Origin of the sequence: Cryobacterium sp. TMT2-15-1, from assembly GCF_004402345.1 — a bacterium.
Taxonomy (GTDB): Bacteria; Actinomycetota; Actinomycetes; order Actinomycetales; family Microbacteriaceae; genus Cryobacterium; species Cryobacterium sandaracinum.
This window is the reverse complement of record NZ_SOGD01000036.1, coordinates 26,149-51,926: the sequence shown is the minus strand read 5'-3', so window position 1 is coordinate 51,926 and position 25,778 is coordinate 26,149. Positions and strand designations below refer to the sequence as shown.

General features: G+C 68.7%; 25 protein-coding genes and 1 tRNA gene. 13 read left to right on the top strand and 13 right to left on the bottom strand.

Translation table 11 applies throughout. From position 1 onward, the window contains the following. Positions 1–40: 40 nt before the first annotated feature. Both E3O62_RS10040 and E3O62_RS10035 read right to left on the bottom strand, forming a co-directional pair. The gene (locus E3O62_RS10040) at positions 41–649 is read right to left on the bottom strand and encodes a HEAT repeat domain-containing protein (protein ID WP_134398399.1); all 609 of its coding nucleotides are present in this window, start codon (positions 647–649) and stop codon (positions 41–43) included. A gap of 49 nt (positions 650–698) precedes the next feature. After that, positions 699–1,163, bottom strand: a complete 465-nt coding sequence (locus E3O62_RS10035) for a GNAT family N-acetyltransferase (RefSeq protein ID WP_166784525.1) — start codon at positions 1,161–1,163, stop codon at positions 699–701. 55 nt (positions 1,164–1,218) lie between these two features. Between E3O62_RS10035 and E3O62_RS10030 the strand changes: the two genes are divergently transcribed. From E3O62_RS10030 to E3O62_RS10020, 3 genes are read left to right on the top strand one after another with little or no spacing between them, the layout of a single operon-like run. After that, positions 1,219–1,665, top strand: coding sequence for a MaoC family dehydratase N-terminal domain-containing protein (locus E3O62_RS10030; RefSeq protein WP_134398398.1), 447 nt, complete (start codon positions 1,219–1,221; stop codon positions 1,663–1,665). Then, positions 1,662–2,096, top strand: coding sequence for a MaoC family dehydratase (locus tag E3O62_RS10025; protein WP_134398397.1), 435 nt, complete (start codon positions 1,662–1,664; stop codon positions 2,094–2,096). The genes E3O62_RS10030 and E3O62_RS10025 overlap by 4 nt, the downstream gene beginning before the upstream one ends. A 13-nt stretch (positions 2,097–2,109) precedes the next feature. Next, complete coding sequence (locus E3O62_RS10020) at positions 2,110–3,288, top strand: UDP-N-acetylmuramate dehydrogenase (RefSeq protein ID WP_134394853.1); 1,179 nt, start codon at positions 2,110–2,112, stop codon at positions 3,286–3,288. Between the two features lie 65 nt (positions 3,289–3,353). Here the strand turns inward: E3O62_RS10020 and E3O62_RS10015 are convergent, their stop codons facing one another. The 4 genes from E3O62_RS10015 to E3O62_RS10000 all read right to left on the bottom strand — a co-directional run bounded on the left by E3O62_RS10015 (position 3,354) and on the right by E3O62_RS10000 (position 7,354). Further along, the gene (locus E3O62_RS10015; protein ID WP_134398396.1) at positions 3,354–3,926 is read right to left on the bottom strand and encodes a hypothetical protein; all 573 of its coding nucleotides are present in this window, start codon (positions 3,924–3,926) and stop codon (positions 3,354–3,356) included. Beyond that, positions 3,926–5,257 carry a PspC domain-containing protein gene (locus E3O62_RS10010; protein WP_166786457.1) on the bottom strand — a complete coding sequence of 444 codons (1,332 nt, stop codon included), beginning with the start codon at positions 5,255–5,257 and terminating at the stop codon, positions 3,926–3,928. The genes E3O62_RS10015 and E3O62_RS10010 overlap by 1 nt, the downstream gene beginning before the upstream one ends. A gap of 403 nt (positions 5,258–5,660) precedes the next feature. Then, a complete protein-coding gene (locus E3O62_RS10005; RefSeq protein ID WP_134398394.1) occupies positions 5,661–5,921 on the bottom strand; it encodes a hypothetical protein in 261 nt (86 codons plus the stop codon). A gap of 230 nt (positions 5,922–6,151) precedes the next feature. Continuing rightward, a complete protein-coding gene (locus tag E3O62_RS10000) occupies positions 6,152–7,354 on the bottom strand; it encodes a pyridoxal phosphate-dependent aminotransferase (RefSeq protein ID WP_166784524.1) in 1,203 nt (400 codons plus the stop codon). Positions 7,355–7,525: 171 nt separating this feature from the next. Between E3O62_RS10000 and E3O62_RS09995 the strand changes: the two genes are divergently transcribed. The 5 genes from E3O62_RS09995 to rplA all read left to right on the top strand — a co-directional run bounded on the left by E3O62_RS09995 (position 7,526) and on the right by rplA (position 10,345). Next, a tRNA-Trp gene (locus E3O62_RS09995) sits at positions 7,526–7,598 on the top strand. Positions 7,599–7,640: 42 nt separating this feature from the next. Continuing rightward, positions 7,641–7,916 carry a preprotein translocase subunit SecE gene (secE, locus tag E3O62_RS09990; protein WP_104170385.1) on the top strand — a complete coding sequence of 92 codons (276 nt, stop codon included), beginning with the start codon at positions 7,641–7,643 and terminating at the stop codon, positions 7,914–7,916. A gap of 134 nt (positions 7,917–8,050) precedes the next feature. After that, positions 8,051–9,028 carry a transcription termination/antitermination protein NusG gene (gene nusG / locus E3O62_RS09985; RefSeq protein WP_134398392.1) on the top strand — a complete coding sequence of 326 codons (978 nt, stop codon included), beginning with the start codon at positions 8,051–8,053 and terminating at the stop codon, positions 9,026–9,028. A gap of 103 nt (positions 9,029–9,131) precedes the next feature. After that, positions 9,132–9,563 carry a 50S ribosomal protein L11 gene (gene rplK / locus E3O62_RS09980; RefSeq protein WP_134394859.1) on the top strand — a complete coding sequence of 144 codons (432 nt, stop codon included), beginning with the start codon at positions 9,132–9,134 and terminating at the stop codon, positions 9,561–9,563. A 92-nt stretch (positions 9,564–9,655) separates the two neighbouring features. Then, positions 9,656–10,345, top strand: coding sequence for a 50S ribosomal protein L1 (gene rplA / locus E3O62_RS09975; RefSeq protein WP_104100759.1), 690 nt, complete (start codon positions 9,656–9,658; stop codon positions 10,343–10,345). 77 nt (positions 10,346–10,422) lie between these two features. On the opposite strand, the gene E3O62_RS09970 is transcribed toward rplA, so the two are convergent. Continuing rightward, positions 10,423–12,027, bottom strand: coding sequence for an APC family permease (locus E3O62_RS09970; protein ID WP_241973414.1), 1,605 nt, complete (start codon positions 12,025–12,027; stop codon positions 10,423–10,425). A 164-nt stretch (positions 12,028–12,191) separates the two neighbouring features. On the opposite strand from E3O62_RS09970, the gene E3O62_RS09965 reads away from it, so the two are divergent. The 3 genes from E3O62_RS09965 to E3O62_RS09955 all read left to right on the top strand — a co-directional run bounded on the left by E3O62_RS09965 (position 12,192) and on the right by E3O62_RS09955 (position 15,326). Beyond that, on the top strand, positions 12,192–13,403 hold the full coding sequence (locus E3O62_RS09965; RefSeq protein WP_174720130.1) for a CaiB/BaiF CoA-transferase family protein: 1,212 nt from the start codon (positions 12,192–12,194) through the stop codon (positions 13,401–13,403). A gap of 38 nt (positions 13,404–13,441) precedes the next feature. Further along, complete coding sequence (locus tag E3O62_RS09960; protein ID WP_134398408.1) at positions 13,442–14,596, top strand: acyl-CoA dehydrogenase family protein; 1,155 nt, start codon at positions 13,442–13,444, stop codon at positions 14,594–14,596. Positions 14,597–14,666: 70 nt separating this feature from the next. Continuing rightward, positions 14,667–15,326 carry a GntR family transcriptional regulator gene (locus tag E3O62_RS09955; protein WP_134394861.1) on the top strand — a complete coding sequence of 220 codons (660 nt, stop codon included), beginning with the start codon at positions 14,667–14,669 and terminating at the stop codon, positions 15,324–15,326. A gap of 10 nt (positions 15,327–15,336) precedes the next feature. Here E3O62_RS09955 and E3O62_RS09950 read toward each other — a convergent pair whose 3' ends face one another. The 3 genes from E3O62_RS09950 to E3O62_RS09940 all read right to left on the bottom strand — a co-directional run bounded on the left by E3O62_RS09950 (position 15,337) and on the right by E3O62_RS09940 (position 19,536). Next, positions 15,337–16,239: an ATP-binding cassette domain-containing protein gene (locus E3O62_RS09950; protein WP_134398390.1), complete on the bottom strand. Its 903-nt coding sequence runs from the start codon at positions 16,237–16,239 to the stop codon at positions 15,337–15,339. Between the two features lie 293 nt (positions 16,240–16,532). Next, positions 16,533–17,963: an FAD-binding oxidoreductase gene (locus tag E3O62_RS09945; RefSeq protein WP_134398389.1), complete on the bottom strand. Its 1,431-nt coding sequence runs from the start codon at positions 17,961–17,963 to the stop codon at positions 16,533–16,535. Positions 17,964–18,045: 82 nt separating this feature from the next. Next, a complete protein-coding gene (locus tag E3O62_RS09940) occupies positions 18,046–19,536 on the bottom strand; it encodes a helix-turn-helix transcriptional regulator (protein ID WP_134398388.1) in 1,491 nt (496 codons plus the stop codon). 186 nt (positions 19,537–19,722) lie between these two features. Here E3O62_RS09940 and aceB point away from each other — a divergent pair, with 186 nt between their 5' ends. Both aceB and E3O62_RS09930 read left to right on the top strand, forming a co-directional pair. Next, complete coding sequence (gene aceB, locus E3O62_RS09935) at positions 19,723–21,405, top strand: malate synthase A (protein ID WP_134398387.1); 1,683 nt, start codon at positions 19,723–19,725, stop codon at positions 21,403–21,405. Positions 21,406–21,513: 108 nt separating this feature from the next. Next, entirely contained in the window at positions 21,514–22,050 is a 537-nt protein-coding gene (locus E3O62_RS09930; protein ID WP_241973413.1) for a GNAT family N-acetyltransferase, read from the top strand. Here the strand turns inward: E3O62_RS09930 and E3O62_RS09925 are convergent. The 3 genes from E3O62_RS09925 to E3O62_RS09915 all read right to left on the bottom strand — a co-directional run bounded on the left by E3O62_RS09925 (position 22,047) and on the right by E3O62_RS09915 (position 25,602). After that, positions 22,047–23,474 (bottom strand): deoxyribodipyrimidine photo-lyase, encoded by a 1,428-nt coding sequence (locus E3O62_RS09925; protein ID WP_134398386.1) that lies wholly within the window; start codon positions 23,472–23,474, stop codon positions 22,047–22,049. The genes E3O62_RS09930 and E3O62_RS09925 overlap by 4 nt on opposite strands. After that, entirely contained in the window at positions 23,471–24,502 is a 1,032-nt protein-coding gene (locus tag E3O62_RS09920; RefSeq protein WP_241973412.1) for an NADP-dependent oxidoreductase, read from the bottom strand. The genes E3O62_RS09925 and E3O62_RS09920 overlap by 4 nt, the downstream gene beginning before the upstream one ends. A 407-nt stretch (positions 24,503–24,909) precedes the next feature. Beyond that, positions 24,910–25,602, bottom strand: a complete 693-nt coding sequence (locus tag E3O62_RS09915) for a YqaJ viral recombinase family protein (protein WP_134398385.1) — start codon at positions 25,600–25,602, stop codon at positions 24,910–24,912. Positions 25,603–25,778 lie beyond the last annotated feature (176 nt).

The window sequence follows — 25,778 nt, the reverse complement described above, 5'->3', positions numbered from 1 at the left end:
CCGTCTCGGTACTGTGTGTGTGTCCCGGTCCCGGGCTCGGCTACTCGCTCGGGTGGGTGTGCCGGGTTCCGTGGGTCTGCTCGGTGCCCTGGCCCTGCTCGACCGTAAGGTTCCACCGTGCGGTGAGCACGTCGCGGGCCTGCTGGGCCGCGCGGCGTACCTCTTTGTCGGGGTCGCGCAGACGCTGCACGATGGTGGCGAGGTGGTCGGCGGTGCCCTGGGCGGCCAGCGCGTGCAGGGCCGCGGCGCGCACGCGCGGAACCTCGTCGGTGGTCAGGCGCACCAGCTTGGGTGCCACCTCGAGGCCGCGCAGCAGGACGACCTTGGCGCACATCTCGCGCACTCGCCAAGCCTGGTTGTTCATGCCGACGACGATGTACGGTGCCGCCGTTTCGCCCCAGACGTAGAGCAGCGCACGGGCACCCCACAGCTCGGGCCAGTAGAGGGCGGGGGCGCCTTCGAGGATGCCCAGGGCGTGGCGTCCGCCGGCGTAGAGCAGGAAGTCCTTGCCGGCGTTCTTGGCGCGAAGTAGCGCGACGGAATTGTCGATGACGGCCTGTTCGCCATAGTGCGCGACGGCCGCATGGATGCGTTCGGCCGTGGGCAGGTCGATGGGAAGGTCGGGGTGTGGCTCTAATTTGTTAGGCATGACGTGTCTACGCTAGCAAGCGGGCGTGGCGCAGACCAATGCCGGACTGTCAGGCGGGGCGTTCCGGGGAGGCAAACGTGCGCTCGAACCCGGTCGCGTTCTCGTAGATCCCGTAGTTGCCGATCTCCCGGTAGCCGAGGCGCCGGTACAACGCGAGCGCCTCCGGCTGCGCGTGGCCCGTCTCCAGGCGCAGGTGCCGGTAGCCGAGTTGCTGCGCCACCTCCTCGAGGGCGGCGAGCAGGGCCACGGCGTGGCCCTGCCGGCGGTAGGCCGGGTTTGTCCACATCCGTTTCACCTCGCCGGTCGTGTCGCTCAGGCGACGGATGCCGCCACCCGCCACCGTCACGCCCTCATCGAGCAGCACGAGGAAGGTGCCGCTCGGCGGGGCGAAGGCATCCGCCGGCACGTCGTGCACCGAGTCGCCGTCGCCGTACCGCTCGTCATACTCCCGCGCCAGGTCGGCCAGGAGCGGGGCCACCTCAGGGTCACCCAGACGCACGTGCTTGATCTTCACACCAGCCAGTCTGCCCGATGGCGCCGTCCCCGGCCGAGGCCGGTACACTCGGCCTGTGTCTGTCAACCCCGAACTGCAGGGCCGGGTCTTCCCACCCGTCGCCCCCTATCTCGTCGGCCGGGAGAAGGTGCGTGAGTTCTCCCGCGCGGTCTTTGCCACCAGCCCGATCAACCTCGACCCGGAGGCCGCGCGCGCCGCGGGCTACGCCGACGTCGTCGCCCCGCCCACGTTCGCCGTGGTCGTTCAGGAGGCCACCCTGGCGCAGCTTCTGGCCGTCCCGGATGCCGGCATCGACTTCACCCGCGTCGTGCACGGAGACCAGCGGTTCATGTTCAGCCGCCCGATCGTGGCCGGTGACGAACTCACCGCCACGCTCCACGTGGCCGGCGTGAAGAGCCTCGGCGGCCACTCCATGGTGACGGCCGTGTCGACCATCGTCGACGCCGCCGGCGCGCACGTCGTGACCGCGACCTCCACCCTTGTCGTCAGGGGAGACGAATGACCATTATCGCTGCGCCCCGCCTCGCCGACCTGACCGTCGGAGACGTCGTCGCCGAAGGCACGTTCCCGCTCTCGCGCGACTCCCTCGTGCGCTACGCCGGGGCATCCGGTGACTTCAACCCCATCCATTACCGCGACGACGTGGCCGTGTCCGTGGGACTGCCCGGCGTGCTCGCGCACGGCATGCTCACCATGGGCTTCGCCGTTCAGCCGGTCGTCGCCTGGGTCGGCGACCCCGGCCGCATCGTGGACTATCAGGTGCGGTTCACCCGCCCCGTGCTCGTGCCGGCCGACGGCGCGGCGGTCGTGACCGTGGTCGCCAAGGTCGGCGCCATCGACACGGATGCCGGCGTCGCCCGCATCGACCTCATTGTGTCGTCGGGCGAGGTGACTGTGCTGGGCAAGGCGCAGGCACGCGTGCGCCTGGTCTGAGTGGTCGTTCCCGATGACGAGCCCCGCTGCCTCCGCACCAACCTTTGCCGACCTGACCACCATGGGCGTCGGCGGCCCTGCCGCCCGGATGGTGTCGCCCGCCACCGAGCAGGACCTTGTCGACCAGACCCTGATCGTGTGGGCCTCGGGCGATGAGTGGCTGCTGCTCGGCGGCGGATCGAACACGATCGTGGCCGACGAGGGCTTCGACGGTACGGTGATCCGGGTGCTGACCCGCGGGGTGGAGCTTGTCTCGGCTTCCTCTCCCGCGTCCCCCTCGCCGTCTGATGACCCGGACCGGCTGGTGCTGCGCGTGCAGGCCGGCGAGCCCTGGGACGAGCTGGTGGCCTACACCGTGGCGCAGGGCTGGTCCGGTATCGAGGCACTCTCCGGCATCCCCGGTTCGACCGGGGCCTCCCCGGTGCAGAACATCGGCGCCTACGGCCAGGAACTGGGCAACAGCCTGGCGGCCATCGACTTCCTCGACTACGACAGTGGCGAACGGCGACGGATGGAGGCTGGCGAGCTCGAACTGGGCTACCGCACCTCGGCTCTGAAACAGGGGCTCCGCGGTCTGGTTATCGCGGTCGAACTGAACCTGCACGACACACAGAGCGAGGCATCCGTTCTCGGCGGCGCGCTGAGCCGGCCGGTGTCCTACCCGCAGCTCGCGACCGCACTCGGCGTGCAGCTGGGTGACCGGGTGCCGCTCGCGCAGCTGCGGGGCGCCGTCCTGGCCCTGCGCGCCGGGAAGGGCATGGTGCTCGACCCGAATGACGCCGACACCCGCAGCGCCGGCTCCTTCTTCACCAATCCGATCGTGTCGCTGGCGTTTTCGCGCACCTTGCCGGACGCCGTGCCCCGCTGGCCGATCGGCGAGCAGGAACTCCCCGACCGGGTGATCCCGCTCGACGAGTATGCCGGCGTCGGGCCGATCCCCGGGGAACGGTCCGTGCCGCTCGTGAAGCTGAGCGCCGCCTGGCTGATCGAGCACTCCGGGATCTCGCGCGGCTTCCGGCTGCCGGGCTCCCGCGCCGCGATCTCCAGCAAGCACACCCTGGCGCTGACCAACACTGGCGGGGCCACCGCGGACGAGATCGCGCAGCTCGCCCGGCTGGTGGAGGCTCGCGTGCAGTCCGAGTTCGGCGTGATCCTGCAGCCCGAGCCCGTGCTCGTCGGGCTCGACGCCTAGCGAGGCCCGCGCCGCTCCCGCGGGCCTGAAACCGTCAAACCGGGGTGTGAGCGCGGGCGGGGGCGTCAGCCGGCTCGGCGGAGCGCGGCGATGATGCCGACCACAATGAGCAGGAGCCCGATCACGATCACGCCGCCGAGCAGCCAGAGCGTGGGATCGGCGGGAGCAGGCACCAGCACCCCGAGCAGCACGTAGCCGGCCAGGGCGAGCAGGATCACTCCCCAGACGATCGTGCCGAACAGGGGGCGGCGGAGGGGCCGCACGGATACCTCAGGGTACGCCGGTTCCGCGGCTTCGGCGGTCGGGGCCGCGGCGCGGGCCATCGGCACCGGCGCGACCGGAAACGGCGGGTCCGAGGCGAGAAACGCCGGTGCCGTCGCTGGCGGCTCGACGGAGGGCTCCATCGCGTAGTCGGGGATGGGGCTCGGATAGGCGACCGTGTGAGCCGGGGCTGCACGGGTGGTCTCAACCTCCACCTCGTGACCGTTCTCTGCATGGCCCTCGGGTTCGGCGGGCGCGGGGTCAGGGGATGCCGTCACGGACGTGACGGCATCCGTGGGCTGATCGTCGAGCGGCCGGGCGAACGGCGGGTCCGGCGGCGGGTTCGGCGGCTGGTTCGGGTCGGGGGTCGTGGTCATCAGGGTTCCAGACGCGAGGGGCCGACGACGGTGACCTGGCCGAGCACCGTCCAGACGCGGATGCGGGCCACGGTGCCGGTGCCGTCGTCGTTGAAGGTACGCGAGTCAGAGTAGAAGGCGCCGCCCTGCTGCACGGCGACCGAGCCGCCGACGTAGTCGATCCCGCCGGCCAGCGCATTCGTCTCCACCAGCACGGCCCGGTCGCGGGGCAGGATCAGCTCGGTGACGCCCACGCCCATCCAGATGTCGATCGGGCGGTCCTCCGCGCTCGCGGCGTTGAGGGCGGTGAGGTTGATGGTGGCTCGGCCGGAGAGCACGGCATAGCCCGGGGGAACAGCGTCGGCATCGGCGCTGACCGTCCAGACCGGGACGCCGACCGGGAAGAACGCGGTGCCGCTCGGGAATAGGCCCAGCAGCACCAGGGCCACCGCCGCGAGGAAGGCGAACCCACCCAGGGCGCCGCTCTGCTTTCCGCGAATGCCCGACACGATGATGCCAACGGCCAGCACCCCCAGCGTGACGGCCAGGCCCAGCACCAGCGCGGCATCCGACCTGTTGCCGCCCGACCACACGCCGGCGGCGACCGCGCCGCAGAGCAATGCCGACCCGAGCACGATCGCGCTGAAGCCGGCCCCGGGGCGAAGGTCACGCCAGGAGCCGCGTCCGGGTGGTGGCGCGATAGGGCCGCCGACGGTGACGGCGCCGCCGGCTGCCCCGGCTGTCCCGGAGCTGCCCGCTGCTTCGGCGGGCTGCACGGCCCCGAAAGCGACACCGGCCCCGATGTCTTCCGCGGCGGTGCTGTGCGGGGACCCGCCGGCCGGCGCCGTGGTGCGTCGGGCCAGGAAGAACACCAGCCAGATGAGCCCGATCGTCACCCCGACGCTCCAGCCCACCGCGAGTGTGGTCGCCAGCCAGTCGGGCAGCACGGCCGTCGGGCTCTGCCGCCACAGGCCGCGCGTGTAGGAGGCGAAGCTGATGCCCACCAGCGCGATGATCCCGATCATGACGGGCTCGAAGACGCCGCGAACGGCCTGCTCGGCATGGATGCGACCGGTCGGGTCGGGCAGGAGAGCCCAGCCGACCGCGTACGCGAACAGAACCGGACCGCCGAGGACGCCCAGCGCGATGGTCACAACTCGCACCAGCGTGGGGTTCAGCCCAGCTCGCAGTGCGACTCCGCCGCAGACGCCGGCCAGCCAGCGGTCGCTCCCGCGCACGACCCCCGCGGAACGGATTGCGGCGAAGAAGTCGTTGCTCCCGTCGGAGGGGGTCGGGGGAGTGCCGGGCCCCGCGGCCGACGGCGTCGTCTGGCTCTCGGGTACGTCGGTCATGCTGCCAGTGTGCTCGCGGTGACCCGAGCCGACAATGCCGGGTGTCGTTCGGTGAGTGAGTCCTGATGGCTGCGGGCGATGGGGTTCGCGGCTCGGGGCTCCGAGGCGGTTGTTCTGGAGGCCGACGCAGGCGCGCAGCGGACCGCGACGCGGGATGGACGTGCGCTGCAAACGCCATGTCGGTCGAGTCTGGGTCCTGCCGCGACTCGTCCCGAACGAATTCGACGGAGATTTCACTCTGAACAGCGCGTTTGGGCTCAAAAACGGGTGTTTGGCCCAAAATCTCCGTCGAATTGGTTCGACGCCGGGCCCGGTGCTCATCCTGTGATGGACAGTGCCCACGCGGTGCGGTCAGCTCTGACCTTCCGCGAGCGACACAACAAGCCGTTCAGGAATCACGCTCCTAGGTGTCCTTGCGGATCCAGCGAAACGTGACCCGGCTGAGCACGAGCCCCACCACCAGCCAGATGAGCAGGCTCAGCGCGATCAGCGGAAAGTCCCGAGAACCGCTCTGCTCGAGGTTCGCGAAGCTGTCGGGCAGGAACACTCCGCGCACGCCCCGCGCCATCCACTTCAGTGGGAATACGCTGGGCGCGTTCTGCATCCAGTCGGGCAGCAGGTAGAACTGCAGGTAGACGCCGGAGATGAACTGCAGGATCAGCACGATGGGGATGACCAGCGGCAGCGGAATGCCGACGATCAGGGCGGCGGTGTGATGACTGAGGAAGGCGCCGGGCGGTATCCGTCGCAGGATGGCGGTGCGGCGCTCGAGCGCGGACAGGGTGCCGGAGATTGTCCACAGCCCCGGCCGAACCTACAGGAGGGGGGCAGGAGGGCTCCTGACCCCCCCCTCCAAAGCTGTCGGTTCACCGGCGAGCCGTTAGGCGCGCTGCGCTAGGCGAAGAGCCGCTGGAGGCGCTGCACGCCCTCGAGCAGGGCCGCGTCGCCGAGCGCGTAGGAGAAGCGCAGGTAGCCGCTGGGGCCGAACGCCTCGCCGGGCACGACGGCCACCTCGGCCTGGTCCAGGATGAGGTCGGCCAGCTCCAGGGAGGTGGTCGGGGTGACGCCGCCCCAGGTGCGTCCGAGCAGGCCGGTGATGTCGGGGTAGACGTAGAACGCCCCCTGCGGCGTCGGCGTGACGATGCCGGGGATCATGTTCAGCTCGGCGACGATGACCTGTCGGCGGCGGTTGAAGGCATCCCGCATGGCGATCGCGGCATCTTGAGGGCCGTTGAGTGCGGCGATCCCGGCGCGCTGGGAGATGTTCGACACGTTCGACGACAGGTGCGACTGCAGGTTGGCGGCGGCCTTCATCGCGTCCTGCGGGCCGACCATCCAGCCGAGCCGCCAACCGGTCATCGCGTAGGTCTTGGCGACGCCGTTGACCAGGATGGTGCGGTCGGCCAGCGCGGGGACGGCCTCGACGATCGAGGTCGCCCGCACGCCGTCATACGTGAGGTTCTGGTAGATCTCGTCGCTGACGATCCAGAGGCCGTGTTCCTCGGCCCACTCGCCGATGGCCTTCGTCTGCTCGGGGGAGTAGACGGCTCCGGTGGGGTTGGACGGCGACACGAACAGCAGCACCTTGGTGCGCGGCGTGCGCGCCGCCTCGAGCTGCTCGACGGTGACGAGGTAGCTCTGATCACTGCCGGCGAAGACGTCGACCTGCACGCCGCCGGCCAGCCGGATCGACTCCGGGTAGGTGGTCCAGTACGGGGTGGGCACAAGCACCTCGTCGCCCGGGTCGAGCAGCGTGGCGAAGGCCTGGTAGACGGCCTGCTTGCCGCCGTTGGTGACGACCACCTGGCTGGGCGAGATCGCCAGGCCGCTGTCACGGAGCGTTTTGGCCGCAATGGCCTCACGCAGGTCGGGCAGCCCGGCCGCCGGAGTGTACCGGTGGTTCTTCGGGTCGCGGACCGCCAGTAGGGCGGCTTCGACGATGTGCTCCGGGGTGGGGAAATCAGGCTCGCCCGCGGCGAAACTGATGACCGGCCGGCCGGCGGCCTGCAGGGCCTTCGCCTTGCCGTCCACCTTGAGGGTCGCGGACTCCGCAATGGAGCCGATTCGGGTAGAGATGCGCTTGGATTCGTGGGCCACGCTTCGAGCATACGGGGCCGCCTCGTTCTGCTGGGGCTGTCTCGGCTTTACAGTGGCCCCCGGGTGACCTAGACTCGACGAGGTAATTGAATTCTGCCATGCTTTTTTGCGCCCGCTTGTCGGTTCATTCCGAGGTCCGAGTGTAACGAGGTAGTCTTGATTTCGTTCCATAGGGTGGTGGCTCAATTGGTAGAGCAGCGGTCTCCAAAACCGCAGGTTGCAGGTTCGAGTCCTGTCCGCCCTGCAAGTCGGTGGCATTCCGTCGGCACAGGAAAGGTGTAATCTGGTGGCCCGAAAAGTTGTCGACGAACCCAGTGAGGAAATCGTCGCAAACGCGAAACTCGCGCTCGATTCCAAGCGCGGTCCTTTCGCTCGGATGTCCCTGTTCATCAAGCAGGTCATGGCGGAGCTCCGCAAGGTCGTCACTCCAACCCGCAAGGAACTCCTCAGCTACACGGGTGTCGTGCTGGTATTCGTCGTCATCATGATGGCCATCGTTTCCGCCTTCGACTGGGTGTTCGCGCTCGCCGTCACCTACGTGTTCGGAACGCCGGGCGGGTAGTCAGCTTCCGGTGCCGCATCCGCTTCCAGCGGTCGCAGCCACGCATCAGAGAAGAAGAGTCACCGCAGAATTCAGGGCAAACGCTGTTTGGGTCACGGTTTCGTGCCCATGCAATAGAAAAGGATTGAAATTTAGTGACTGACACGAATCACGACGATGTCGACTGGGCCACCGCCGCCGAGCAGTCCCCCACCGAGGACGAGGCGCAGGAGGGCAACACCCTCGCCGCTGAAGAAGACTCCGTAGAGGCCGCCGAGCAGGTCGCCGTGCACGTGTTCGACCCGAGCATGGGCGTCGAAGTCAATCTCGACGCCGCGCTCGACGCGCTGGCCGAGTCCGCTGACCCCGACGCCGACGCTCTCGTCGATGAGGCCCTCGACATCGACTCCGCCGACGAGGCCGAGGCCGCCGTCGAGGCCGTGGAAGACGAAGTTGCAGTCGACGTTGAAGAAGCAACGGATGTCGATGCCGAGGCCGCCGAGGATGAGACCCCCGAAGACCCCTACGAAGAATTCCGCAAGGAATTGCGCTTCCAGCCCGGCAAGTGGTTTGTCATTCATTCCTACGCCGGCTTCGAACGCCGCGTGAAGTCGAACATCGAGAACCGCAAGCAGTCGATGGCCATGGAAGATTTCATCTACCAGGTCGAGGTTCCGATGGAAGACGTCGTCGAGATCAAGAACGGCCAGCGCAAGATGGTCACCCGCGTGCGCATCCCCGGCTACGTGCTCGTCCGCATGGACCTCAACGAAGACAGCTGGTCCGTGGTGCGTCACACGCCCGGCGTCACCGGGTTCGTCGGCAACGCGCACAACCCCACGCCGCTTCGCTTCGAGGAAGCCTTCGGCATGCTGAAGAGCCTCGTCGAGATCCAGGACGTCCCCACCGCCAAGACCGGCGGACACGGCGGCAAGGTCCCGACCCGCGCCCTCCCGGCCGAGATCGACTACGAGATCGGCGAGACGATCACGATCAAGGAAGGCTCGTTCGCGGGCCTGCCCGGATCGATCAGCGAGATCAAGGCGGAAAGCGGCAAGCTCATCGTGCTGGTTTCCCTCTTCGAGCGCGAAACCCCGGTCGAGCTCAGCTTCGACCAGGTCACCAAGCTCTAAAGGGTCTGAACACCCTCCCCACGGATTCAAGTTCACCGGGGCCCGTCCGGGCCACCGGGAGAGCGGCCCCTGGCTGCTCGTCATTACAAAGTAAGGAAGAACAATGGCACCGAAGAAGAAGGTAACCGGTCTGATCAAGCTTCAGATCAAGGCCGGCGCCGCCAACCCCGCACCGCCCATCGGGCCGGCGCTGGGTCAGCACGGCGTCAACATCATGGAATTCTGCAAGGCGTACAACGCTCAGACGGAATCTCAGCGCGGCAACGTCATCCCGGTGGAAATCACCGTCTACGACGACCGTTCATTCACTTTCATCCTGAAGACCCCGCCGGCGGCGGAGCTCATCAAGAAGGCGGCCGGCGTCGCCAAGGGCAGTGGTACCCCGCACACCGTCAAGGTTGCGAAGCTCACCCGGGCCCAGGTCCGCGAGATCGCCGAGGCCAAGATGGTTGACCTCAACGCGAACGACATCGACGCAGCGTCGAAGATCATCGCCGGCACCGCCCGCTCCATGGGCATCACGGTCGAGGCCTAACCACCTCCCCAGGCATCCCGCCACCAGCAGTACGTGGAAGAGCCAGCCAGGCTCGCACCACACTCTCAATTTCGTTTTACAGGAGATTCAACATGGCACAGAAGTCAAAGGCCTACCGGGCCGCGGCCGAGAAGATCGACGCAGACAAGCTCTACACCCCGACTGAGGCCGTCACCCTGGCCCGGGAGACCGGCTCCGCGAACTTCAACTCGACCGTCGAGGTCGCCCTCAAGCTCGGCGTCGACCCTCGCAAGGCTGACCAGATGGTTCGCGGTACCGTCATCCTTCCTCACGGCACCGGTCGCACCGCCCGCGTCATCGTCTTCGCAACGGGCCCCGCGGCCGAAGCGGCAATCGCTGCCGGTGCCGACGAGGTCGGTGGCGACGAGCTCATCGAGAAGGTGGCCGCCGGCTACACCTCGTTCGACTCCGCCGTCTCGACTCCGGAGCTCATGGGCAAGGTCGGGCGTCTCGGTAAGGTTCTCGGCCCGCGCGGCCTCATGCCGAACCCGAAGACCGGAACCGTGACGCCTGACGTCGCGCGCGCCGTGTCCGACATCAAGGGCGGAAAGATCGCGTTCCGCGTCGACAAGCACGCCAACGTGCAGTTCGTCGTCGGCAAGGTGTCCTTCACCGCCGAGCAGCTGAATGAGAACATCAGCGCCGCTCTCGAGGAGATCGTTCGCCTCAAGCCCAGCTCCTCCAAGGGCCGATACATCATGAAGGGTGCCGTTTCGACCACGTTCGGCCCCGGCATCGCGCTCGATGTGAACAGCATCTAGTCAGTTCCACCGCAGCCCGGCTGCACCAGGAAGGGCCCGTCGAAAGACTGGGCCCTTCCCTCGTTAATACCGGATGCTCACTCGCTAGCCATCGTGGGGCGTGCGTCTGTGCGTGCGGCGTCGTCCCGATCGGTGTTCTGCGGGTGCGCGCGAAGCATCGCGGCGACCGCGATCGCGTCGCCCTCCGGCTGGTGCGAGGTGGTGTGCGGTTTCGCGATGAAGAGGTAGAGCAGGCCGCTGCCCATCACAACAGCCAAACCGATCAGCACGATCCAGTCGTCGAGGAACACCCCGGTCGTGCCCGGGCGCGCCAGCAGGATCATGGCGGAGATCCCGTAGGCAAGGGCAATGATGTTCACGATGAACCCGAGTGGTCCCAGGCTGAACGGCCCGGCCGGACGCCACCCCTTGAAGCGCTGGCGGAGCGCGGCCAGAACCACGGCCTGGAATGCGACATAGATGCCGAGCACCGCGAAGGCCGTGATCTGGGTCAGGATCGTGCTGCCGCCCAGGTAGATCAGAACGCAGAGCAACAGCGGGATCGTGGACGCGACGATCAGTGCGTTGACCGGCACTGCCGTGCGCGGGGACACCTGGCCCAGCCAGGTCTTGCCGGGGACCATCCCGTCTCGTGCGAAAGAGAAGATCAGTCGGCTGGCCGCGGCCTGCAGGCTGAGCACGCAGGACAGGAAGGCCGTGATCGCCACGATGAGGAACAGAGTGGCACCGACCGTGCCGAGGGTCGCGTCCAGGATCGCGGGGATCGGGTCGATGTCGGTCCCGTCGACCACGGCCTGCAGGTCCGGCGCGGCCAGGACGTATCCGCCGAACGAGAACAGGGCGGAGACGCCGCCGACCAGGATGGTGAGGATCATGGCCCGGGGGATACCTCTGGCCGGGTCGGGCACCTCCTCGGCCACGTCGCCGCAGGCTTCGAAGCCGTAGAACAGGAACAGTCCGGCGAGCGCGGCCCCGAGGAACGCGGTGGCGTAACTGCCGTCACCCTCGGCTCCCAGGGTGTCGAAGAAGACGCTGAACTCCTGCTTGCGCTGGAAAAGGAGTAGGTAGAGGCCGAGACCGATCACGCCGATCAATTCCGCAGCGAGTCCGATCCGGGCCGCGCGGGCCAGCATCTTCGTGCCGGAGAAGTTGAACGCGAAGGCCACGACGAGAAAGAGCACCGAGAGCCCGAGCGTGACCTCTTTGGTGACGGGCGCGTTGATCAGGCTGGCGAGGAACCCGCTGCCGAATTCCGCGACGGCGGTGATCGTGACGAGCATCGCCCAGACGTAGACCCAGGCGGTCATCCAGGCGTACCTCTTGCCCCAGAGACGACGTGTCCACGGGTAGATACCGCCCGCGATCGGGTACTGGGACACCACCTCGCCGAAAACCAGTGCCACCAGCAGCTGGCCGGTGCCCACGATCACCAGCCAGAAGATCGCGGGTGGCCCGCCCGTGCTCAGGGCCAGGGCGAACAGCGAGTAGACGCCGACGAGCGGCGAGAGGTAGGTGAAGCCGAGGGCGAAATTGCCCCAGAGCGACATCGAACGATGGAAGGTGTCTTCGTAGCCGAGGGCCTTGAGGTGCTCGGCGTCGCCGAGCCCTTTCTTCTGGGATGACGCGTGTGATGACATGGGAACCTTTCCGATCGAGCCGGAGAGCGAGAATGTGCTCACCATAGTGCTGTCCGCGAGCGAACGCGCGGAACCGATGGATCCAACTTTCACCGAGAGTTCCCGTTCGCGGTTCCTGCCTCCGGGTCACGACCCGCCCGGTAGGATCGGATTCAGAGCGGCCACTGGCGGAGTCCCGTGGTCCGAGTCGACGGGGACAGAGGTGGGTCGTGCCGCAGGACGCAACCGGGCAGCCGTTGGCGGGCCTACGGGTCGCGGATTTCTCCCGGGTACTGGCCGGCCCCTACGCCACCATGATGCTGGCCGACTTCGGCGCTGACGTGATCAAGATCGAGAGCCCGGCCGGCGACGACACCCGGCAGTGGCTGCCGCCGGTCGACGCGCAGGGGGACTCCACCTACTTCGGGTCGGTGAACCGCAACAAGCGCAGCGTCGTCTGCGACCTCGGCACCGATGCGGGACTGGCCGTGGCCCGGCGACTCGCCGAGACCGCCGACGTCGTGGTGGAGAACTTCCGGCCCGGCGTGATGGACCGGTTTGCTCTGGGCTTCGAGCAGCTGCGGGCCGTCAATCCGAGCCTGGTCTACTGCTCGATCACGGGCTTCGGTGCCGGGGCCGGCGCCCGCCTGCCCGGCTACGACCTGCTCGTACAGGCTGTCGGCGGGCTGATGAGCGTCACCGGTCGCCCGGACGAAGAGCCGAGCAAGGTGGGGGTGGCCCTCGTTGACGTGCTGTCCGGACTCAATGCGGTCAGCGGCATCCTGCTCGCCCTGCGTGCGCGTGACGCGACCGACGCGAGCGGGACCGCCGGCCACCGGGTGGAGGTGGACCTGCTGACCACCCTCCTCTCCGCCCTGACCAACCAGGCCTCGGGCACCCTCGCGACCGGGCAGTCACCGACCCGGATGGGCAATGCGCACCCGAGCATCGCGCCCTACGAGCTGTTCGACGCCGCCGACCGGCCGCTGGTGATCGCGGTGGGCAACGACCGCCAGTTCCGCACCCTGGTGCGACTGCTCGGGGCTCCCGCCCTGGCCGACGACGACCGGTTCCGCGGTAACCCCGACCGGGTGCGGCACCGCATGGTGCTGAAAAAGATGCTTGAGGACCGGCTTCGGCCCGAGCCAGCGGCGCACTGGGTGGGCGTTCTGACGGATGCCGGCGTGCCGGCCGGCCAGGTCAACACCCTCGACGAGGCGTTCGCCTTCGCCGCCGCGCTGGGGCTCGACCCGGTGGTGGAACTGGGTGCGCCCGGCCGCACCAGCCGCCAGGTTGCCAACCCCATCCACCTCGCCGGTCGCCCGGCCGCCTACCGCCTGTGCCCGCCGCGGCTGGGCGAGCACGAGGGCGCCGACTGGCTCGCCCCCGTACCAGGCCCAGATCTCGCTCGTGTTCCGCCGACCCCCGAAGGACTCTCGTGACCGCCGCAGCCCGCCCCACCCCGCTTGTGCCCAGCCCGCTGGTCGACACCGTTTTCGACTTCGATACCCTGCTCGAGCCGGAGGAGATCGTCTGGGCGCGCGCGGCGCGCGCTTTCGCGACCAATCGCATCCTGCCGACCATCGAGGACGACTTCGAGGAGAAGCACTTCCGGGCCGAGCTGATCCCTGAACTCGGGGCGGCCGGGTTCCTCGGCATGCACCTCACCGGGTACGGCTGCGCCGGCGCGGGGGCAGTGAGCTACGGGCTGGTCTGCCTCGAGCTGGAGGCCGCTGACAGCGGCTGGCGCACCTTCGTCTCGGTGCAGGGCTCGCTGGCGATGTCGGCCATCCACAAGTATGGGTCTGAGGAGCAGAAGCAGCGCTGGCTGCCGGGCATGGCCGCCGGCCAGCTCGTGGGCTGCTTCGCGTTGACCGAACCGACCGGTGGCAGCGACCCGGCCGCGATGACGACCACTGCCACCCGGGGCGCCGACGGCTGGGTGATCGAGGGTGCCAAACGCTGGATCGGCCTGGCCAGCATCGCCGACGTCGCGATCGTCTGGGCCCAAACGGATGCCGGTGTGCGCGGCTTCCTGGTTCCGACCGACAGTATCGGTTTCACCGCCACCCCCATCGGCAAGAAGCTCTCGATGCGGGCGTCGATCCAGTGCGATGTGCACCTGGACGCCGTGCAGGTGCCATTCGATGCGATCCTGCCCGGCGCTGCCGGGCTGTCCGGGCCGTTCGGCTGCCTCAACGAGGCGCGCTTCGGCATCGTCTGGGGGGCCATGGGCGCCGCCCGCAGCTGCCTCGACGCCGCCATCCTGCGCGCGAAGACCCGTGAGGTGTTCGGCAAACCGATCGGGGCCACCCAGTTGATCCAGGCCAAGCTCGCCGACATGCTCGTGGAATACGAGAAGGGGGTGCTGCTGGCCCTGCACCTCGGTCGGCTCAAGGAGCGCGGCACGCTGACCCCCACCCAGATCAGCATCGGCAAGCTCAACAGCGTACGCGAGGCGATCCAGATCGCCCGCGAGGCCCGCGTCATCCTCGGCGGCGACGGCATCACCAGCGAATTCCCGGTGATGCGCCACCTGGCGAATCTGGAATCGGTGCGCACCTATGAGGGCACCGACGAAATCCACCAGCTCGTGCTTGGGAGGGCCCTGACCGGCCTGAACGCGTTCTCCTGAGGCCGCGGTGTGACATAGTGGCAAGCGGATTGGCCGTCAGGCCAATCGACGGGGGAGGGGCACAGTGGGGGTGACGGGGGGACAGACCGTGTTCGCGAACCTGCGTGCGCGCATCCTCTCGGGGGAATTGCCCGCCAGGGCCACGCTGCGGGAGACGGCGCTGGCCCAGGAACTCGGCGTCAGCCGCACCCCCGTGCGCGAGGCGCTGCGCCGCCTCGACGAGGCCGGCCTGGTGGAGTTCGTGCCGAACCGGGGTGCCACGGTCGTGGAATGGACCACCGAGCAGATCCGCGAGACGTATTTTCTTCGCGCGGCCCTCGAGAGCAGGGCGGCGGGCCTCGCGGCGGCGCGGATCGAGCCGGCCGACCTCGACCGGCTGGCCCTCCTGATTGACGCCATGGAAAAGTTCGTGTGCCGGGCCGACGCCGAGGGCATCGACCGGCTGGGCGTTCTCAACGCCGAATTCCACCGCATCATCGTGGCCGCGTCGGGCGTCACCCAGCTGATGGTCCTGACCGCGTCCGTCGGCCGCGCCCCGATGATGGCCTCGCTCTTCCGCCGCGACGCCGCCGCCTTCCGGGCCGGCAGCAACCACCAGCACCGCGACATCCTCACGGCGCTGCGGTCGGCAGACGCACTCTGGGCCGAAGTCGCCATGCGCTCGCACATCCTCGCAGCGCGCAACGCCGTGTCGCCGGGTCGGTCCGGATCGGGGACGGAACCGGCCTAACCGGAACCAGTCAGCCGCGCGCGGAGCGGGCCGCCTCGAGCAGGCTGTGGGTGTGCGGATGCCGCGGTGAAGCGAGGATCTCGGCCGCCGAAGCCTGCTCGACGACCCGTCCCGCTTCCACGACCGCTATTCGGTCGCAGGTGGCGGCCACCAGGCCGAGGTTCCGGGAGACCACGATGATCGACAGTCCGAATTCCTGGAGGAACCCGCGGCAGACCTCCAGTGCGGAGGGCTCGCCCGCAGCCTCGACGGCGCGGGTCGGCTCGTCCAGGATCAGGATGTCCGGGTGCTGTGAGAGCGCTGACGCGATCGTCACCTGGAGCAGCGCGGTCGGTTCGAGCTGGGTCGGAACCACCAGCGACGTCGCCCGCGGATCCGGCAGCCCGACCATCTCGAGGAGTTCCAGCGCATGCCGGGCGGCATCCGTTCGGGACAGACCCCCTGTCCGGCGCAGGGTTCGGGCAAGCTGGCGGCCGATGACCTGGTCCGGGGCCAGGCCCGTCGGCCCGGTAGGGGAAATGAGAGAGATTTTCGTGTCGCGCAGCCGGTTGAGGGTGCGCCGCGATGCCCCGACAAGCTCGATGCCGTCGATCAGGATGGAGCCGGCCGCGATTACCGCCGGCTCGGGCAGCCGGGCCGCGATGGCCAGGGCGATCTCGCGTGCCCCGGAACCGGTGACACCGACCAGGCCGATGACCTCACCCCGCGCCACCGAGAGGGAGATGCCCGTGGCCAGCACCGGGGCATCCGTCTGGGCGCTCTCGGTAATCTGCAGACCGCGCAGGTCGAGCAGGGCCGTGGCGCGGAATCCGTCGGAGGGAACGGGCTCATCGTCGGCCGACGTCGGGGCCGACGGGGCGGGGGAGCAATGAGGTGCGCCGGGGGGTTGCCAGGAGGGGAGGGAAGACTTCACGACTCATCCCTCCGTTCCGAACTCGATCCATTGGGTTTTACTGTATGCAATCTCCTCGAATCCCTGTGCTCAGAATTCCATATTTCTCTGAGTTGAACCCTGAATTGGGGCACTGTTGCATACAACTCTGGTGTCTTGTGGGAAAAAGATTCCGGTAACACCGGGCCGCTGAGCGGTGGGACGTGCCGGACGGGCTGGACGTGCCGGACGGGGCGCGCCCCGAGCTGCGGTGCGGTCAGTTCGGCTGACCAGTTCGTGCGCCGCGCACCGAGTGCGACGCGCGCTGTCGAGCCCTACGAGTCGAAGCCGAGGCCCAGCGCGTCGAGCGTCTTCAGGATGATGTTGCGGCGGCCTCGGTTGTGGTCGGCGCGGTCGAGTGACCAGCGCGTGGTCTGGATGCCCATCGAAGCGAGGGGCTCCGGTGGGAACGGGAGTGGCCGCCCGCGCACCATCTCCAGCTGGGTGCGCTCGGTCCTGCGCTCCGCCAGTTGGTCGAGCATGACCTTCGCCGCGAAGTGCGTCGCGGCCACGCCCAGGCCGGTGAACCCGGCGGCGTAGCTGATCCGTCCGCCGCGGGCCGTGCCATAGAACGCGCAGAACTGGGTCGACGTGTCGATGGCGCCGGCCCACTGGTGGCTGAAGCGCAGCCCGGCCAGCTGCGGAAATGTGGTGAAGAAGTGGCCGGCCAGTCGTTGGAAGCTTTCCGGGCGGTTCTCGTAGCCGCTCCGCACCCGGGCTCCGTAGTGGTAGATCGCGTCGTAGCCGCCGAAGAGAATGCGGTTGTCGGCGCTCAACCGGTAGTAGTGGAACTGGTTGGCCAGATCGCTCAGCCCCTGCCGGTTCTGCCAGCCGATGGCGGTGAGCTGAACGGGCGACAGCGGCTCGGTCATCAACACGTAATCGTAGACCGGCACCGTGGACAGGCGGTTGCGGGCCAGCAGCGAGGGGAAAACGTTGGTCGCCAGTGCGGTCTTCGTCGCACGCACCACAGCCGACTCGGTGCGGAGCCGGGTGCCCTGCGCCGGCGTGAGTCCCTGCGTGTCCAGGTTCGTCACCGGGGTGTGTTCGAAGATCTCGACCCCGAGTTCGGTGGCGACCCGGGCGAGCTCGGTGGCCAGCTTGCCCGGGTGCACGAGCGCGTTGCTTCGCTTGTGCCAGATGCCGGCCAGGTATGTGGGCGAGCCGACCTCGGCGCGCAGGGCCGCGGCATCCAGGAATACGCTGTCAGATCCGGTCGGTTCCCCACGCAGCCAGTCGACCTGGTGCTCCTCGACGGCCAGGTCGATGGCGCCGGTGCGCTCGAAGTCGCAGTTCAGCCCGAGCTCGGTGACGGCCCGCTCGATCTCGTCGAGGTTCTTGAGGCCGAGTTCGGTGAGCCGGTCGATCTCCGTCGGCCAGCGGCGTCGGCCGTTCTCCTCGCCGTGGGTCAGGCTGGCTTCGCAGAAACCGCCGTTGCGGCCCGACGCAGCCCAGCCGATCGTGCGCGCCTCGAGCAGCACCACGCGAGCGCCCGGGTTTTCCTGCTGAGCCAGCACGGCGGTCCAGAGTCCGAGGTAGCCGCCGCCGACGATGGCGAGATCACAGTCGAGGTCGGCCAGGAGGGTCGGGTAGCCGGTCTGCGGAGACACGTCGTCCAGCCAGAACGGCGCGGAGCGGGTGTCGGCGAGGGCGCCTGCGATGACGGATGCGGCGGGCCTGGCCCGCTCGAAAATGGTCGTTCCCACGGATCGTCCTTTGTTCGGCGCGGCTCTGCTACTCGTTCATCATCTCAGGCGCGGCCCCGTCGGCCATGCGCCCGCCCCGCCCTCATCTCACCGGCGCGTGCGACTCCAGGAACTGGAACACCTCGGTCTGGTCGACGCCCGGGAAGGTGCCCGTGGGCAGGGCGGCGAGCAGGCTGGTGGGCGTGCGCGCGGCCGGCCAGGACTGCCCGGACCAGCGCTCCGAGAGCTCGTCCGGCGCGCGGCGGCAGCACGACTCGTCGGGGCAGGTGGACACGGCCCGGTTGGTGGTTTCGCGGCCGCGGAACCACTTCACGTGCGTGAACGGCACGCCCACGCTGACCGAGTAGTCACCCTCTTTGGCCTTCTCGATCCGCGAGGTGCACCAGAAGGTACCGCTCGGGGTGTCGGTGTACTGGTACCAGGGGCTGAACCGGTCGGCGACGTGGAAGACCGTGCGTGCGGTCCAGTTGCGGCAGACCGTCGAGCCCTCGACCGCGCCGAGCGCGTCACTCGGGAAGCGCACCGAATCGTTTTCGTACGCCTTGATCATGGTGCCGGACTCGTGCACCTTCATGAAGTGCACCGGGATGCCGAGCCGGGCGGTGGCGAGGTTCGTGAACCGGTGCGCCGCCGTCTCATAGGACACCGCGAAGGCGTCCCGCAGATCCTCCATCGAGATACGTCGCAGGGTCTTCGCCTCGGTAAGGAGTTTCACGGTGTCTTTTTCGGGCAGCAGGATGGCCGCGGTCAGATAGTTGGTCTCCACCCGCTGAGACAGAAATTCCGCATAGTTTCCGGGCTCCTCGTGTTCGCAGAGCAGGGTGGCGAACGCTTGCAGAATGGGGGAGCGGGAGTCGCGGGACGCCGACTGCTCGGTGGGCAGGTAGATGCGCCGGTTGCGCTTGTCCGTCACCGAGCGGGTCGAGTTCGGTAGGTCGCCCACGTAGTGCAGCGAGTAGCCGAGGTGGGTCGCCATATCGGCCACCACCTGGTGGGAAACCGGCCCTCCGGTGTGGCCGACCGCGGCGAGCAGGCGTTGCGCCTGAGCCTCGAGCTCGGGAAAGTAATTGTCCCGGGCCCGCATGGTGGCTCGCAGCTCCACGTTCGCTCGCCGGGCCTCCTCCGGGGTTGCCGCCCGCTCCCGGTGCAGGCGCAGGATCTCGTTGTGCAGGCTCAGCAGTGTCTGCAATGTTTCGTCGCTCGTTCCCCGGCCAACGCGGATATGCGGCAGTCCGAGGGCGGTGAAGACGGGGCCCCGCTGAGCCCGCTCGACGGCGATTTCCAGCGCCGCCCGCTCGGACGGGGCATCCGTTTTCAACAGGTCGTCCACCGTGGTGCCGAGAGCGTTCGCGATGGTGCGCAGCATCGACAGGCGCGGCTCGCGCTTGCCGTTCTCGATCATCGACACCTGCGAGGGTGCCCGGTCGATGGCGGCCGCGAGTGTGTCCAGGGTCATCCGCCGGTTCGTGCGCAGTTCACGGATGCGCCGCCCCAGGGTGAGCGCATCGAGCCCTGCCTCCTCGGGAGGGGCCGCGGACAGGGAGGAGCGGAGGGCGGGATCGACGGTGACCATGCCCCATGCTCACACACTCCGGGGATAACTTCTCGTAGCCAGAAGAACTGCTGTTCTTCTGTTATGCCGGCAACGGCGTGACCGGGTCCCCTGGTCCACAGTGGGAATCAGGCAAGCAATGGCGCTCTCCCCAGGCGGCGCCAGTCACGCAGCACTCCCCGTTCAACTTCCGAAGGAGCTCAGCCCATGAACACCCCGCCCCTGGCGACATCCGACCAGGTCCAGGCCGCCAGTCTGACCACGAACACCGGCAGTTTCGCCACCATCGAACCGCACCTCGAGATCACCGGCGATCTCGGTCCGCGCTACGAGGAGATCCTCACGCCGGAGGCGCTGGTATTCCTGGCCGAGCTGCACGACCGGTTCGCCGGTACGCGGCAGGACCTGCTGGCGACGAGACTGCGCAAGCGCGTGGATGCCGCCAACGGGCGCGACCCGGGATTCCTCACCGAGACCGCGCACATCCGTCGTGACCTCACCTGGACGGTTGCCGGCGCGGGCCCCGGGCTGGTGGACCGCCGGGTGGAGATCACCGGGCCGACCGACCGCAAGATGGCCATCAACGCGCTGAACTCCGGCGCGAAGGTCTGGTTGGCCGACCAGGAAGACGCCACCAGCCCCACCTGGGCGAACGTCGTCGAGGGCCAGCTGACCCTGTTCGACCAGGTGCGCGGTCAGCTGAGCTTCACCAGCCCGGAGGGCAAGGAGTACGCCGTCACCGGCGACGCCACCGGCGCCACGCCCACCATCGTGATGCGCCCGCGCGGCTGGCAGCTGGTGGAGAAGAACCTGACGTTCGTCGACCGCGCGAACCGCCGCACGAACGCGTCCGGCAGCCTCGTCGACTTCGGGCTGTACTTCTTCCACAACGCGCAGCACCTGATCGCGGGCGGCAGCGGACCGTACTTCTACCTGCCGAAGCTCGAGAGCCACGTCGAGGCCCGTCTCTGGGACGACATCTTCAGTCACTCGGAGGACCGTCTCGGCATCGAGTACGGCACCATCCGCGCCACCGTGCTGATCGAGACGATCCAGGCCGCGTTCGAGATGGAGGAGATCCTCTACGAGCTGCGTGACCATTGCGCCGGCCTGAACGCCGGGCGTTGGGACTACATCTTCAGCATCATCAAGACGTTTCGCACCCGCGGGAGCCGGTTCGTCTTCCCCGACCGCAAGCAGATCACGATGACCGTGCCCTTTATGCGCGCGTACACCGAGCTGCTGGTGTCGACCTGCCACCGGCGCGGGGCGTATGCCGTCGGCGGGATGAGCGCGTTCATCCCGAACCGGCGGGATCCGGAGGTCACCCGGCGTGCCCTGGAGGCGGTGGCCGCCGACAAGAAGCGCGAGGCCACCGACGGCTTCGACGGCACCTGGGTGGCGCACCCGGACCTCATCCCGACGGCGCAGGCCGAGTTCGACCAGGTGCTCGGCGACCAGCCGAACCAGCTGCACCGCACCCGCGCCGAGGTGAGCGTCACGGCCGCCCAGCTGCTCGACGTGGAGTCCGTCGGCGGGCAGATCACCGAGGCCGGCGTTCACGACAACCTCACGATCGGGTTGCGCTACATCGAGTCCTGGCTGCGCGGCGTCGGCGCGGCGGCCATCGACAACCTGATGGAGGACGCCGCGACCGCGGAGATCTCCCGCTCACAGCTCTGGCAGTGGATCCACCACAACGCGATCACCGCCGAGGGCATCCGGATCGACGAAACCTGGGTCGAGGAACAGCTCGTCGACGTGTACGAGGCACTCGAGCGCACGCCCGGAGACCGGTTCGACGACGCGCTCGAGGTGTTCCGGGCATGCGCGCTCGAGCCCGAGTTCCCGACGTTCCTGACCGTGGGAGCGTACGCCCGCTACCTGTAGCCCTTGGCCGCGAAAGCGCGCACTCAGCCCGTTCAGCAGTTTGAGGGGGCATCGTGCGCGCTCTCGCGTGCAGTGGTGGGCTGGTGGGGGCGTCGATAAGCTGGATCGGTGATCGAGATTCGCACGGCGATGGCGACGGATGCCGCGGCGCTGGCCGAGCTGGCCGTCGCCACCTTCGCGCTCGCCTGCCCGCCACACACCTCGGCCGAGGCCATCGCCGCGTTCCTGCGTGACGTGCTCGCGGAGGGCAACTTCGACGCCTACCTGGCCGACCCGGACCGGCTGATTCTCGTGGCTGAAGTGGCCGGGGAGGCCGGGGTCATGCTCGGCTACACGATGCTCGTATTCGCCGAGCCGGCCGATGACGATGCGCGGGCGGCGGCCACGATCCGACCCACGGCGGAACTGAGCAAGTGCTACCTGCGCGCCGAGACGCACGGCCGCGGGGTGGCGGCGGCCCTGATGAACGCGACCCTGGACGCCGCCCGGGCGCGGGGCGCGGCCGGCAGCTGGCTGGGCGTGAACCAGGAGAACGCTCGGGCCATTCGCTTCTACGAGAAGAACGGGTTCGTCACGGTCGGCGAGAAGCGCTTCCTGGTGGGCGAACGGTACGAGGACGACTTCGTGTTGGAGCGGGCGCTCTAACCGGTGCCCTCCGCCCCGGCCGCGCGGGCCGCGATCGACTGCTCCTTCATCCCCTTGATCTGCTCGTAGGCGGCGAGGGCCGCCCGTCTCGTCTCGCCGAGGTCGACGATCGGGGCCGGGTAGGCATCCGTGCCGTATTCCGGCACGTTCTGACGGATGTACTCCGCGTTTGGATCGAACTTCTTCGCCTGCAGCTCCGGGTTGAAGACCCGGAAATAGGGGGCGGCGTCGGCGCCGGAACCGGCCACCCACTGCCAGCCGAACGGGTTGCTCGCGGCGTCGGCGTCGACGAGGGTGTCCCAGAACCACTGCTCGCCGAGCCGCCAGTCGATCAGCAGGTTCTTGATCAGGAACGATGCCGTCACCATGCGCACTCGATTGTGCATGCTGCCGGTGCGCCAGAGTTCTCGCATGCCGGCGTCGACGAGCGAGATCCCGGTGCGGCCGCGCTGCCAGGCTTCGAGCACGCGCTGGTCAAGTTTCGGCCAGGGGAAAGCGTCGAATTCGGGCCGCAGGTTGACGGTGGCGAGGGTGGGGTTGGTGAACAGCACGTGGTAGCTGAACTCCCGCCAGCCGATCTCGGTAAGGAATCGGGTCGCACTGGCCTGGGCGGGCCCGGTGAGGCCGATCCGGGCCCGCTCGGTCGCATGCCAGATCTGGAATGGACTGATCTCGCCCCAGCGCAAATGGGGCGAGAGTCGCGAGGTGACGGCCTGCGCCGGCTCGTCACGCTCGTCGCCGTATCGGCTGAGGGACTCGCTGAGGAAGATCTCGAGCAGGCGGTGAGCGGAGTCCTCGCCGGGCTGCCAGGTGGCCCGCAGCCCGGCCGCCCAGTCGGGCCGGGTCGGCAGGAGGCCCCAGTCGTCGAGTGCGTCGGAGGAGATCTCTCCGGGGAATCCGGGGATCGACTCGGGTGCGGGGTAGGGTGCGCGCGGCGGCGGGCCGGCCGTGCACGCCCGCCAGAAGGGGGTGAACACCGAGTAGGTGCCGCCCTGGCCGGTCTGGATCGTCCACGGCTCGAACAGGAGCGCGCCGGCAAAGCTGCGAGCCTCCGTTCCGGCCGCGGTGAGGCCCGACTTGATCCGGGTGTCCACCTCGCGCTCGGCGGCGCCGTAGCGGCGGTTCCAGAAGACGGCGTCGGCGCCGACGGATGCCGCGAGCGCCATGATCATGTCCTCGGCCGGCCCCCGGCGCAGCGTCAACCGGCCGCCGAGGCGTTCCAGCGAGTCGGCCAGTGAGGTGAGGCTTTCGTGAAGCCACCACCGGGCGGCGCCGCCGAGCGGCCGGATCCCGGCGGATTCCTCATCCAGCACGTACACCGTCACGATCGGCTTGCCGCGTTCGAGCGCGGCCTGCAGGGCCGGGTTGTCCGCGAGGCGCAGGTCGTCTCGGAACCAGACGAGGGACGGGCCGTCGCCGCTCACGAGCGCGGCCCGGCGGAGGCGGAGCCGGCAGAAGAGCCGGTCGGGTCATCCGTCACCCGCAGCACGATCTTGCCGCGGGTGTGCCCCTCCTCGATCAGGCGGTGCGCCGCCGCGCCGTCCGCGAGTGGGAACACCCGGTCCACGTGCACCCGAACGGCACCGTCGTCGATGAGTTCGGTGATGAAGTCGAGGGTGTGCCCGGAGGGCGCCACCTTGAAACCGGTCGCACGGATTCCTGCCGCCGCGGCCTCCGCCGCCATGGTCGGCCAGCTTCCGGTCGGCGCGTTCACCAGGATGCCGCCGGGGCGCAGCACGCCGAGCGACCGGGTGCCGGTGTCGTCGTGCACATTGCCGACCAGGTCGATCACCGCGTCCAGCCCGGAGAGCACATCCTCGAATCGGGTCTGGGTGTAATCGATGACGTCGTCGGCGCCGAGCTCGCGCAGGAAATCGAGGTTGCGGGTCGACCCGGTCGCGGTCACGTGGGCGCCGAAGGCCTTGGCGAACTGCACGGCGAAATGGCCGACCCCGCCGCTGCCGGCGTGGATCAGCATCCGTTGCCCGGGAGCCGCCGCGGCCAAGTCGACGACCATGCCCCACGCGGTGAGCGCCGCCACCGGTACGGCGGCCGCCTCGACGTGGCTGAGCCGCACGGGCTTGCGGGTGACGTTCAGGCTGGAGACGGTCACCAGCTCGGCGTAGCTGCCGGGGGTGCGGGGCACGCGGGCGATCCCGAAGACCGCGTCCCCGGGCTGCAGCGGGAACGCCTCGTAGGGCGCGCTGACCACGACCCCGCTGAAATCGAGTCCGAGCACGGCCGGGTAGGCGGGGATGGCCTTGGTGACGCCGCCGCCGGCCCTGGTCTTGGCATCGATCGGGTTGAGTCCGGCGGCGACGACCCGCACCAGGAGTTCATCGAAAATCGCGATCGGGGCGTCCACCTCGGCCAGGTGCAGCTCGTCGGCCGGGCCGGGGCGGTCGATCACGAGGGCGCGCATGGTCGGTGGGTGATTCGTGGCGTTTCCCATCTGCCCATTCTCTCGTGGGTTGCACGTCGCCGGGGCACAACCGGAACAAACAGGCCCATCCCGGTGTGCCTCGAATTGGGGGTGCAGGAGGCCGAATCTGGTGGCGGGGAGGTCTGGCTGGAAGGGGGGCCGGGCGCATAGTCTGTCCACATAAAGGGGGACCGACCCCGGTGTGAGGAAGAGTCCCTGGTTTCCCGCATCCGGTCTCTCTTGGGTTCGGTCCGTACCCCCACCGAGCCAGTACTCAGCACTCCGCCCGGCTCTTCTGAAAAAGTCGTACCGCACCCGAAGCGGCGCGAACTTGCTCGATCAGTAGTGGCGTGACGCCGAGGGGAAAGCCGCCTGCGACACCCGGCACGCGGCTTTCCCGCGGGCATCCGCGCGCTGCGACACCGGTGGACGACCGGTCAGGCCTGCGCGGGCGGTGGACCCGAGGTGGTCTGCTGGTTGAGCAGGGCGATCAGGTTGTTGGCATACCCCACCAGGATCGCGATCTGGTCTTCGTCACGGTCGATCCACCGGCACTCGGGCTCGGCGTTCACGGGCACGAAGTCCTGGTGCTGCTCCCAGACGAGCAGGGTGCGCTCGGCGCCGAGCACGTACTGCTGCCACCACACCTGACGCAGGTACGAGCGCGGGATGCTGCGCCAGGCCTTGCTCGTCGTCTTGATCTCGGCCAGCTCAAGGCCGCCGGCTCCCTGGCCCGAACCGGTGCCGACGCCGTCGGGGGTGGCCAGGTGCCGCCGGTGGTGGGCCGCGTGGAACAGGGCCGTGCTGGGCTCGATGCCGTAGCGCCCGAGCACCCAGGCCGCGATCTCGGGCTCCCGGGCGCGCCCGTGGTCCGTGAAGCTGTTGCCGTTGAAGTTGCTGCCGTTGAGCTTGTCGTAGACCGCGGTCTGCAGCGATTTCGGGGTGGCGAGCTTGGCGACATCCGTGGCCGTGATCCCCTGGGCGCGGGCCCGCAGCCAGGTCACCCGGTCGGTGGAATCGGCAACGATGCGCCGGAGGTGCGCCGCGGCGACCAGGGGCGCCACCGGCCGGGCGGCGGCGGGCGACGGATGCACCTCCTCATCGAACAGGGAGAGCAGCTGGTTCGTCACTGTTCCATTGTGCCTGTTCGCCGGGCCTGCCCACGCCGGGCGGCATCAGCCGTCGCGCTCTGGCTGCGGGGCGACAGCGGACGGATGACGCTTTCGCGTCACAGCAGACACCAAGACTGCGCATAGCCGATTCATAGCCAACACTCGGATACTGGTGATCATGAGCAGAGCGAGAA